Raw genomic sequence first — 11,006 nt, 5'->3', positions numbered from 1 at the left:
CCCCCCCCCCCCCCGACGAGGAGCACCACCATGGCCGGACCAGTCGAGATCCGCGGCGGCATCGACCTGCCCGCAACCCGCGAGCAGATCGAGCTGCACACCGACGACGGCCTCACCCTGGTGGGCGAGCTGGCCACGCCGGCGAGTCGGCCCGCCGTCGCCACCCTGGTCACCCTGCATCCGCTGCCCACGCACGGCGGCTTCATGGACTCGCACATCCTGCGGAAGGCCGCCGGACGGCTGCCGGCGCTGGCCGACCTCGCCGTGCTGCGCTTCAACACCCGTGGTACCAGTTCACCGCGGGGGACCAGCGGGGGCAGCTTCGGACACGGCGACGCCGAACGTGCCGATGTGGCCGCGGCCATGGCCTTCGTCACGGAGCGTGGCCTGCCTGACCCCTGGTTCGTCGGTTGGTCGTTCGGCACGGAACTGGCGATCAAGTACGGCCTCGACCACCCGATCCACGGCGCGATCCTGCTGTCGCCACCGCTGCATCGGGCAACGGATGCCGAACTGGCGGCCTGGGCGGACGACGAGCGCGAGCTCGTGGTGCTGGTGCCCGAACACGACGACTACCTCCGGCCCGAGGAGGCCCGCACCCGGTTCGCGAGCGTTCCGAACGCCCGACTGATCAATGTGGACGGCGCGAAGCATCTCTGGGTGGGGGAGAGCCAGACCCGCCGGGTGCTCAACGAGATCGTCGCCGCGGTGAACCCGGCAGCCGGCCCACTGCCGGAGACCTGGGCCGGCGAACGCTGAGCCGCCCGGCTCTGAGCGGCCGAGCTCTGAGCCGCCGCGTAAGCAACCGGCGGGCGTCCGGCGCTCAGGAGCACCGCGCCGCTTGACAGGGCGCTCCTGAGGCTTTACAGCTCGTTCTGGCGGGGGATCACGACCTGCTTGATGATCATGATGACCGATGCCGCGACCGGGATCGCGATCAGGGCGCCGAGGATGCCCAGCAGCGACCCGCCGGCGAGGGCTGCCACCACCACGACGGCGCCGGGCACGGCGACGGCGCGGTTCATGATGTTCGGGCTGAGAACGTAGGCCTCGAGCTGCATGTAGACCAGGTAGTAGATGCCCGCGACGAGCACGGTGAGCCAGGAGCTGCCGATACCGGGAATCGCGCAGGTGGCGACGATGATGACGGATCCGGTGATGGTGCCGACCAGCGGGATGAGCGAGAACAGGAACGCGATCACCGACAGCAGGGCGGGGAAGGGGGCGCCGATGATCGACAGGAAGATGAAGCTGAAAACACCGTTGCAGGCGGCCAGGGCGCCCTGTCCCACGATGAACCGGCCGACGGCCGTGGTGATCTGCTCGCTCAGGTCCGCGAAGCGTTCCCGCTTGGAGGCGGGGACCAGCTGGTAGGTGGCTCGCTTCATGGTGTTCAGTGACGCCGTGAAGTACAGGGTCAGGATCAGGATGATCAGGCCGCCGAACAAGCCGCTGACGATGGCGAAACCGGATTGGACGATGGTGGACGTGATCTCCGTGAGGTTGCCGCCGAGGTATTTCGTGACCGCCTCGACGATCTCCTGCACATCGAGGGCCGGGAACTGCTTCTGCAGGTCGACGAGGAAAGTCGCTGAATTCACCGACTTCACCAGGGCCGGAATGCGTTCAGACAGGTTGGAGATCTGGTCGGCGATGATCGGGACGATGGCGAAGATCACCCCGGTCAGCGCGCCCAGCACGGCGACGAGCACCGTGAGGATGGCGGCCCACCGCGGGAACTTCTTCTTCTCGAGCCACGAGACCGCCGGGTCGAGTCCCAGGGCCAGGAACAGAGCCGCCCCGATGTAGGTGATGATCGTGGACAGCGAGACGATCGAGCTCAGGATCAGCACCCCGAGGCCGACACCCAGGGTTCCCACCAGGCCGAGCCGGAAGGCGTTTTGGATCTTCACTGTTGTCTCCACTTGCTCGGCGTTGTGACTAGTCCTGGTCAGCGTTCACTTTCTCCGCCTGGGTCAGGACGCTGCGCAGGCTTTCGAAGTAGCCGGCGACCGACTCGCGCTCAATCCTAATCTGCGCCAGACGGTCTTCAGCGTCGTTGACGAGTTCACGCGTGCGTGTCTCCGCATCGGCGACGAGGGCCGCCGCGCAATCCTCGGCATTCCGCACGATGCGTTCGGCCTCATCGTCGGCCTTCGCCTTCGCCGTCTTCGCGTCGGCGCGGGCACCGGCATCCAGTTGTTCGTTGAGAGTGCGCAGTTCCACGGTGCGGGCGTTGGTGACGGCGAGCTGAGCCGAGGAGTCGTCCAGGTAACGCTGCGTCTGAGCGACGGCCGCCTGGTGACGGGCCAGGTGGTCCTGCTCGGCTTCGTCCCTGCGCGCCTTGAGCTCCACCTCGAGGTCGGCTCGGATCTGGTCGATTTCGCGTCGCAGCTTGGCCGCCTCGTGCTCGCCGCGCTTGCGGGTGGCGGTGAGATGGTTGTCCAGATCGATTCTGGCCTGCTCGCTGTCGGCGTCGAAGTCCGCCTTGGTCTGCTCGAGTTCCCGGGCGAGGTCGGCCCTGGCCTGCTCGATCTCGGCGGCGAGGTCGGCGTGCGCCTTGTCGAGGTCGCGGTTCACTGCCGCCCGATCTCGGTCCAGCTCCCGGTCGAGGTCGGTGTGCGCCTGCTCACCCTCGATGGTGAGATCCGCGCGAGCCTGTTCGATCTCCCGGGCGAGGTCGGTGCGACCCTGCTCGATCTCCACGGACAGGTCTGAGCGGGCTTGTTCGGTCTCGTGGGCCAGATCGATGCGGGCCTGTTCGGTCTCCCGGGCCAGGTCGATGCGGTCCTGTTCGGTCTCGGTGGCGAGGTCGATGCGGGCCTGTTCGGTCTCGCGGGCGAGGTCGGCACGCTGCTGGTCCAGTTCATGGGCCACTTCCGCGCGCGTCAATTCGGTTTCCCGGGTGAGACCAGCGGCGATTTCCCTCGCTTCGGTGGCCTCGCGCTGAGCGACGACCCGCACCTCAGCGGCCTCCCGTTCGGCCTCGGAGCGAATGGCGGCGACCTCACGCTTGACCGTGGCCCGGAGCTCCGCCGCCTCGGTGGCGACGGCGCCGCGGATCGCCGCGGCCTCCTGGAGGGCATCCTGGGTGAGCTGTTCGTGGGTCTGCCCAGCGCGGGTGAGCAGATCGTCTGCCTCGACCTGGGCATCGGTGAGCAGTCGGTGGGCCTTGACGGTGGCGTCGGACACCGTTCGTTCGGCGTGTTCGGAGGCTTGGCGCTTCAGCGCGTCGATCTCGGCGGATGCGGAGGCGCGCAGCTTCTCGGCGTCGATATCGGCCTGGGCGATGACCCGGGTTGACTGCTCCTCGGCGACCCGCAGGGTGTTCTCGAGCTTGGTGCCCAGCCCGGAGAAGGTGGGACTGCCGACCTCTTCGATCTCGGCATTGAGGTCGTCGATTCTGGCCCCCAGTCGTTTGACTTCCTTGGCCGACTCGGTGCTCTGGGCGTTGGCCTGGATCAGGTCGCGCCGAAGTCCCTGGATGGCCTTGTCGACCTCGTCCTTGTCGTACCCCCGGAATACCTGGGTGAAGTCAGCCTCGTCGGTCGCCACGTTGTCTCCTCATAAATGGGCCTGACCCCGAGTCAGATACGGACGGAGCAGACCGTGCAATTTTAGTGCCCGGACACTCTGCTCCCCATCCCGCCTTCGGGGAAAAGGAGGCTGTGGAGGGAGGGGAATCACGCGAAAAGCCGCTATTAGGCACCTCTCAGGAGCGTCCACTATCGTAAGACGTCCGTGTCTGTTGCTTCCCGGCCCCGACAAGCGGTGGCAGTCGTTGTGATTCGCAGCCATCGGCAGGCAACACAGGAGGGTTTTACGTGCGTTTCGTCTTTGCCATTTTGGCATTCGTCCTCGCCGCGCTGATGATCGCATTCGGCATCGCGCAGCGGACAGTCTTTCTCGAACCTGCTTCCACGAGCCTGAGCGCGACGGTCGACGACGGTGCGCCGTACGCGGTGATCGACGGCGCGGCCCTGGGCACGTTCCCCGGCAGCCAGACCATCACGGTTTCCGGCTCCGACAGCGTCTTCGTCGCCTACGCGCGTACCGCGGACATCCAGGCCTGGATCGGCGCTGACGAGTACTCGGCGGTGGGCCTCGATGCCGACACCGGGAAATTGACTGTTACCCCGGCGACGGGAACCGCCGTCACGCCGGCGGCGGAAACCGAAGCGGCCCCGCTGGCCACCGACCCTGCCGGCTCCGACCTGTGGTTGGAGGAGTACACCGGTGACCGGTCGCTGACCACCACGATCAGCGCGCCGGCCGGGATCTCGGTGCTTGTCGCCTCCGACGGGACCGCCCCGGCGCCGACGGATATCACCGTGGCCTGGCCGACGGACAACGCGACACCGTGGGCCGGTCCGCTGATCGTCGGGGGAGCTCTCATCGGTCTGCTCGGCTTCGTGATCTACCTGCTGGGCCTGTTGCACTTCCGCCGGTCCCGCCGTCCGCGGCGCAACGTGCCGCGCGGGCCGCGCATGCCCAGGCTGCCCCGGGCGCCGCGCCCCAAGACCATCAAGGCGAGCGAGATCACCGGTCCACGCCGGTCGATCGGCCGGTCCATGATCGCCGTTCCCCTCGTGCTGGTCTCCGGCCTGGTGCTCAGCGGATGTTCGCCGGAGTTCTGGCCGACCGCCGCTCCGGAGGCCGCCGCCACCGCAACGGCGACGCCCTCGTCCAGCGCCGAGGATATCGAGGCTCCCGTGGCCGACGAGGCTCCGGAGCCCGCTGTGACGGTGCCGCAACTCGAGCGCATCGTTGGCGACATTGTCGCGCTCACGGCGGAGGCCGACGCGAACCTGGATGCCGACAGCCTGGCCACCCGGTTCACCGGCCCCGCGCTCGAGCAGCGTCTGGCCAACTACAAGGTCCGCGCCGCCGATGCGTCGTACGCGGCGACCGTGGCGCTGCCGGATTCCCCGCTGACGCTGACGCTTCCCCAACAGACCGATGCCTGGCCGCGCGTGGTCATGACGGTGCTGCAGTCGGCTGATGAGGCCTCGGTGCCCACCATGGCGCTTATTCTCAAGCAGGAATCTCCGCGGGAGAACTACCTGGTCGAGTACGCCGTGCAGCTCGAGGCATCCGCCAAGGTTCCGAGTGTGGCCCCGGCTACCATCGGAGCACCGCTGATCGCCCCCGACAACAAGTTCATGTCGATGGCGCCCAACGCTGTTGGCCCGGCCTACGCCGACATCCTGCTGAAAGGCGAGGCGAGCCCGTCGTTCCCGCTCTTCGAAGCCAAGGGCGACACCGCCCGCACCCAGCTGGGCTTGGAGTACAAGGAGAAGCAGCTGTTGGAGCTTGAGGACACCGGCACGATGGAGTTCACCAATGCCGTTGGGAGTGGCGAGATCATTGCCCTTGCCACGAACGACTCCGGCAGTATCGTGGCCGTGAGTGTGAACGAGATCACCACGGTGACTCCCGTCGCGGGCAAGGCGACCATCACCCCGAAGGAAGGCCCGAGCAAGGCGCTCTCCGGTATCGAGGAGACCACCAAGGGCATCCAGAGCACCTATAGCGAGCAGCTCCTGTTCCACGTGCCTGCCGCCAATTCAACCGACAAAATCGTTCTCCTTGGCTTTAGTCAGGGACTGATCAATTCCGTGGAGCTTCCATGACCGTTGTCCCCCCAGCCGGCGCCAACCTGCGCGGCGCCGTCGACCTGTCCTCGCTCGTGAACCGCCCACCGGCGGCCGCGGCCGGCGTGAGCACCGGGACCGCGCCGGATGGCGCCGTCGCCGGTGTCGTTCCGGTACCGAATTTGGTGCTCGAGGGTACCGACACCAACTTCGCGGAGCTGCTGGAACTGTCGAAGATCGTGCCGGTGATTGTGGACCTGTGGGCCACCTGGAGCGAGCCGGCCACCCAGCTCACCCCGGTGATCGAGAACCTGATCAGGGAGTACAACGGCCGCTTCGTGCTCGCCACCGTCGACATCGACACGAACCCGCAGCTCGCCCAGGCGTTCCAGGCCACGTCGGTGCCGACCCTCGCCGCGGTGATCAACGGTCAGCCGGTGCAGCTTTTCGACGGGGTACTCCCCGTGGTGCAGATCCGCGAGGTTTTCGAGCGGGTGCTTGAGCTGGCTGCTCAGCACGGTGTGACCGGGGTGGCCGAGGCCGCCGAGACGCCCGCCGGCCCGCCGGCCGAGCCCGTCGAACCCGAACTGCCACCGCATCACCGCGAGGCCTACGAGGCCATCGAGCGCGGCGACTACGCCGCCGCCATCGACATCTACAAGCTCGCCCTGGCCCGCGACCCCCGCGACACCATGGCCACCGCCGGTCTCGCCCAGGTCAGCCTGCTCGCCCGGCTGCAGGGCAAGACCATCGCCGAGGTGCGTTCGGCTGCCGCTGACGACCCGGCGAACCTGGACGCTCAACTCCTCGTGGCCGACCTGGACCTGTCCGGCGGACACATCGAGGACGCCTTCGACAGGCTGCTGGGCCTGTTCCCCGGCCAGGATGCTGCGGGCAAGAACGTCATCCGGCAGCGCATGCTCGAATTGTTCGAGGTCGTCGGCACCGATGACCCGCGCGTGCCGCCGGCCCGCAAACGCCTCACCGCGCTGCTCTACTAAACGCGGGAACGCGAAAGCGCCCGTGTGGCTGCCTCAGGCGACTGAGGCGACCAGGCGGGCGCTTTCGCGTGGCCTGAGCGATGTCAGCGGCGCAGGCGCAGCCAGAGGGCGCCGAGCGGCGGCAGGGTGAGGGTGGCGGATGCCGGCCGGCCGGCCCACGGCTCGGCGAACGCGGTCACCTCACCGAGGTTGCCGACCCCGGAGCCGCCGAAGTTCTCGGCATCGGTGTTGAGGATCTCCTCCCAGGCGCCGGGCAGGGGCAGCCCCACCCTGTAGCCGGTGTGCGGGGCTCCGGAGAAGTTGTATAGGCAGACCACCGGCGTGCCGTCGTGGTCCCAGCGCACGAAGCTGACCACGTTCTCCGCAGCGGCGCCGCCGTCGAGCAGCTCGAACCCGCCGGGTTCGTTGTCACGCTCCCAGAGGCTGGGCGTGTCCCGGTACACCCGGTTGAGCTGGCCGACGAGGTTGAACAGGCCACGGTGACCGGGCTGGTCGAGCATCCACCAGTCCAGTCCGCGCTCTTCACTCCACTCGGACCGCTGGCCGAACTCCTGCCCCATGAACAGGAGCTGCTTGCCCGGGTGCGCCCACATGAATGCGAGGTAGACCCGCACGTTGGCGAGCTGCTGCCACGGATCTCCGGGCATCTTGCCGATCAGGGAGCCCTTGCCGTGCACAACCTCGTCGTGGCTGATCGGCAGCAGGAAGTTCTCGCTGAACGCATAGACGAACGAGAAGGTGATCTCGTTGTGGTGGTACGCGCGGTGCATCGGGTCTTCGCTCATGTACTCGAGCGAGTCGTGCATCCAGCCCATGTTCCACTTCAGCCCGAAGCCCAGGCCGCCGCCGGAGGTGGCCGCGGTGACACCGGGCCAGTTGGTGGATTCCTCGGCGATCATGATGGTGCCGGGGTTGCGCTTGTATGCCGTCGCGGTGATCTCCTGCAGCAGGCTGATCGCCTCGAGGTTTTCCCGGCCGCCGAACTTGTTGGGTTCCCACTCGCCGTCCTTGCGGGAGTAGTCCAGGTACAGCATCGAGGCGACCGCGTCCACCCGGAGGGCGTCGATGTGGAACTCCTCGAGCCAGTACAGCGCATTGGCGACGAGGAAGTTGCGCACCTGCATCTGGCCGAAGTCGAAGACGTAGGTGCCCCAGTCCATCTGCTCACCGCGGCGCGGGTCCGGGTGCTCGTACAGGGCCTGCCCGTCGAAGCGGGCCAGGGCGAACTCATCCTTGGGGAAGTGTCCCGGAACCCAGTCCATGATCACGCCGATGCCGGCCTGGTGCAGCCGGTCGATCAGGTAGCGCAGGTCGTCGGGGTGGCCGAACCGGCTCGTCGGAGCGTAGTAGCCGGTGACCTGGTAGCCCCAGGAGCCCCCGAACGGGTGCTCGGACAGCGGCATGAACTCCACGTGCGTATACGCGAGTTCTTCGAGGTAGCTGATCAACTCGTCGGCCAGGGCCCGGTAGCCCAGCCCGGGCCGCCAGGAGCCCACGTGCATCTCGTACACGCTCATGGCCCGGTTGTGCGGGTCGGTGGCGCTGCGTTCGGCCAGCCAGGCGGCATCCTGCCAGGTGTAGGCGGTCTCGCCCACCACCGACGCGGTCAGCGGCGGCACCTCGGTGTAACGGGCCATCGGGTCGGCCTTCTGCACCCACTCGCCGGCCTGGGTGAGGATCTCGAACTTGTAGTTGGAGCCAGCGGTCAGGCCGGGCACGAAGAGTTCCCAGACGCCGGTGCTGCCCATGTTGCGCATCGAGTGCAGCACGCCGTACCAGCTGTTGAAGTCACCGATCACGCGCACGGCACGGGCGTGTGGCGCCCAGACCGAGAACGAGGTGCCGCTGACAGGCTTGGTCACGCCGGTGAAGGTGCGCACGTGGGCGCCCAGTACGTCCCAGAGACGTTCGTGCCGGCCCTCGCCGATCAGGTGCAGGTCGAGCTCGCCGAGCGTGGGCCGGTAACGGTAGGGATCGTCGCTGATCCAGGCCGGTCCGCCCTCGTAGTGCGCTTCGATCTCGTAGTCCTGCGGGCCGATGGTGCTGACACCCTGCCAGATGCCGTAGCCCAGATGGGACAGTTCGACGCGGGCGCCGGTGGACAGCACCGCGACGACCTCGATGGCCAGGGGACGCAGGACCCGGATGACCGTGATCGGGTCGGTGATGTTCGGCAGGTCCAGCAGGTGCTGGCCGAGCACCTCGTGCGGGTTGTAGTACGAGCCGACCGAGACCGTCTCGAGGATGTGCGCTGAGAAGGTGGGCAGTTCGTCGGCGGGTCGGCCGGTGGCGTGTTTCATTCGGCCAGTCCGTTCTGGTTCGGTGCCTGTGGGATCCGCACGTGCAGGATGTGCACGGGTTCGGTGAAGGCGTCCAGGCGCACGAAGTTGTCCGCGGACCAGGTCCACACGGCGCCGGTGATGAGGTCCTCGACCTCGAAGTGGGAGCCGAGGGGGAGACCGAACCTGGTCACATCCAGGTGCACCACGGTCTCACGCACCGAATGTGGGTCGACGTTGGCGACGATGATGAGCGCGTCGGTGCGACCGTCGTCGGTGAACTCACCGGACAGGTACTTGCTGTAGACGAGGATCGAGTCGTCGTCGCTGGAGTGGATGTCGAGGTTGCGCAGCTGACGCAGGGCCGGGTGGGCGGCACGGATGCGTCCCAGCTGGGCCAGGAACGGCGCCAGCGACCTGCCGAGCGCTTCAGCCTTCGCGAAGTCGCGGGGCCGAAGCTCGTACTTCTCGTTGTCGATGTTCTCTTCGGCACCGGGACGGGCGACGCTCTCGTACAGTTCGAAGCCCGCGTACAGGCCCCAGGTGGGCGCCGCCGTCGCGGCCAGGGCCGCACGGATCTTGAACGCCGCCGGTCCGCCGAACTGGAGGTACTCGGAGAGGATATCGGGAGTGTTCACGAACAGGTTCGGGCGCAGGAAGTCCGCGGTGTCGTGGGCCAAGTCGTCGAAGAACTCCTCGAGCTCCTCCTTGGTGTTGCGCCAGGTGAAGTAGGTGTACGACTGCTGGAAACCGACCTTGGCCAGGCCCTGCAGCAGCGCCGGACGGGTGAACGCCTCGGCCAGGAACACCACGTCGGGCGATTCCCGGTTGATGGTGCCGATCAGCCACTCCCAGAAGTCCAACGGCTTGGTGTGCGGATTGTCGACCCTGAAGATGTTCACGCCAACGCCGACCCAGTAGCGCACCAAGCGCAGCACCTCGGCACGGATGCCGGCGGGATCGTTGTCGAAGTTGATCGGGTAGATGTCCTGGTACTTCTTCGGCGGGTTCTCGGCGTAGGCGATGGTGCCGTCCGGCAGCGTGGTGAACCACTCCGGGTGCTCGGTGACCCAGGGGTGGTCCGGCGAGGCCTGCAGGGCCAGGTCGATGGCGACCTCGATGCCCTCCGTGCGGGCGGCGTCGAGGAAGAAGCTGAAGTCGTCAATGGTGCCGAGCTCCGGGTGGATGGCGTCGTGTCCGCCGGCAGCCGAGCCGATCGCCCACGGCGAACCCGGGTCGTTCTCGCCGGCGTCGAGGGTGTTGTTCGGGCCCTTGCGGAAGGACCGGCCGATCGGGTGGATCGGCGGCAGGTACAACACGTCGAAGCCCATCGCGGCGACGCCGGGCAGGCGGGCGGCCGCGGTGCGGAAGGTTCCGCTCTGCCAGCTGCCGTCTTCTCGCCGCACGGCGCCCTCCGAGCGGGGGAAGAACTCGTACCAGGAGCCGACGCCGGCGCGGGTGCGTTCGACCCGCACGGTGCGCTCGGCGGAGAACGAGTCGAGACTGGCGAGGGGGCGCACGACTGCTGCCGCGGCCAGGGCCGGATCGGTGACGACGGCCAGCCGGACCGCGAGGGGGAGCTTCGTATTGGCCAGGGTCTTGGCGGCGGCGGCGAACAGCCGACGTTCCACGGTGGGACGCTTGAGGTCCTTGCCGGCGGAGGCCAGCAGTGTCGAACCGATCAGGAACATCAGCTCGACGTCGATGCCGGCGGGGATCTTGATGGCGGCGTTGTGCACCCAGGTGGTGAAGTCATCCGCGTAGGCACGCACCCTGTAGGTGTACGAGCCCTGCAGGTCCAGGCGCACCTGGGCCTCGTACCTGTCGGTGCCCGGGGCGCCGGGGCGCATCGGATGCTGGGTCTGGGTGCCGTCCGGCGCCGTGAGATGCAGCATCACGCCGATGGCGTCATGCCCTTCCCTGAAGGCGGTCGCACCGAACGGCACGACCTCGCCGGCGAAAGCCTTCGCCGGCCAGAGATTGTCGTTCAGCTGCGGGGACAGGTCGAGGACGGGGATTCGACCGACTTTGGTCGGAACATCCGCGATGCTCGGAGTTGAGAGGGCGGTACCGGTTCGTTTTGGTGTCTTAGCCACAAGACGACCGTAGCGCGAACGGGGGCCGAATCGGTG

Annotated in this window: 7 protein-coding genes; 3 read left to right on the top strand and 4 right to left on the bottom strand. The window is 67.6% G+C overall.

Translation table 11 applies throughout. The features are described 5' to 3' along the window. Positions 1-30 precede the first annotated feature (30 nt). Complete coding sequence (locus tag E3T22_RS11395; protein ID WP_088456453.1) at positions 31-759, top strand: alpha/beta hydrolase; 729 nt, start codon at positions 31-33, stop codon at positions 757-759. 104 nt (positions 760-863) lie between these two features. Here the strand turns inward: E3T22_RS11395 and E3T22_RS11390 are convergent, their stop codons facing one another. Both E3T22_RS11390 and E3T22_RS11385 read right to left on the bottom strand, forming a co-directional pair. Beyond that, positions 864-1,913: an AI-2E family transporter gene (locus tag E3T22_RS11390; RefSeq protein ID WP_088456452.1), complete on the bottom strand. Its 1,050-nt coding sequence runs from the start codon at positions 1,911-1,913 to the stop codon at positions 864-866. Between the two features lie 28 nt (positions 1,914-1,941). After that, on the bottom strand, positions 1,942-3,555 hold the full coding sequence (locus E3T22_RS11385; protein ID WP_134480144.1) for a hypothetical protein: 1,614 nt from the start codon (positions 3,553-3,555) through the stop codon (positions 1,942-1,944). Positions 3,556-3,824: 269 nt separating this feature from the next. Between E3T22_RS11385 and E3T22_RS11380 the strand changes: the two genes are divergently transcribed. Together E3T22_RS11380 and E3T22_RS11375 are read left to right on the top strand one after the other, a co-directional pair. Next, positions 3,825-5,633 (top strand): hypothetical protein, encoded by a 1,809-nt coding sequence (locus tag E3T22_RS11380; protein ID WP_088456450.1) that lies wholly within the window; start codon positions 3,825-3,827, stop codon positions 5,631-5,633. Further along, positions 5,630-6,595 carry a tetratricopeptide repeat protein gene (locus E3T22_RS11375; protein WP_088456449.1) on the top strand — a complete coding sequence of 322 codons (966 nt, stop codon included), beginning with the start codon at positions 5,630-5,632 and terminating at the stop codon, positions 6,593-6,595. Before E3T22_RS11380 ends, E3T22_RS11375 begins: the two co-directional genes overlap by 4 nt. A gap of 83 nt (positions 6,596-6,678) precedes the next feature. On the opposite strand, the gene glgB is transcribed toward E3T22_RS11375, so the two are convergent. Further along, entirely contained in the window at positions 6,679-8,895 is a 2,217-nt protein-coding gene (glgB, locus tag E3T22_RS11370) for a 1,4-alpha-glucan branching protein GlgB (RefSeq protein ID WP_134408327.1), read from the bottom strand. Further along, positions 8,892-10,970 carry a maltotransferase domain-containing protein gene (locus E3T22_RS11365; RefSeq protein WP_174776235.1) on the bottom strand — a complete coding sequence of 693 codons (2,079 nt, stop codon included), beginning with the start codon at positions 10,968-10,970 and terminating at the stop codon, positions 8,892-8,894. Before E3T22_RS11365 ends, glgB begins: the two co-directional genes overlap by 4 nt. Positions 10,971-11,006: the final 36 nt, after the last annotated feature.

Origin of the sequence: Cryobacterium sp. TMB3-10, from assembly GCF_004402305.1 — a bacterium.
GTDB lineage: Bacteria > Actinomycetota > Actinomycetes > Actinomycetales > Microbacteriaceae > Cryobacterium > Cryobacterium zongtaii.
The sequence above is the reverse complement of the archived record's forward strand: the minus strand, read 5'-3'. Positions and strand labels throughout refer to the sequence as shown.

What these genes read in the sequence shown, in the direction of transcription:
- E3T22_RS11395 (WP_088456453.1), top strand. Translation starts at nt 31, where the DNA reads ATGGCCGGACCAGTCGAGATCCGCGGCGGCATCGACCTGCCCGCAACC.
- E3T22_RS11375 (WP_088456449.1), top strand. Translation starts at nt 5,630, where the DNA reads ATGACCGTTGTCCCCCCAGCCGGCGCCAACCTGCGCGGCGCCGTCGAC.
- glgB (WP_134408327.1), bottom strand. Translation starts at nt 8,895, where the DNA reads ATGAAACACGCCACCGGCCGACCCGCCGACGAACTGCCCACCTTCTCA.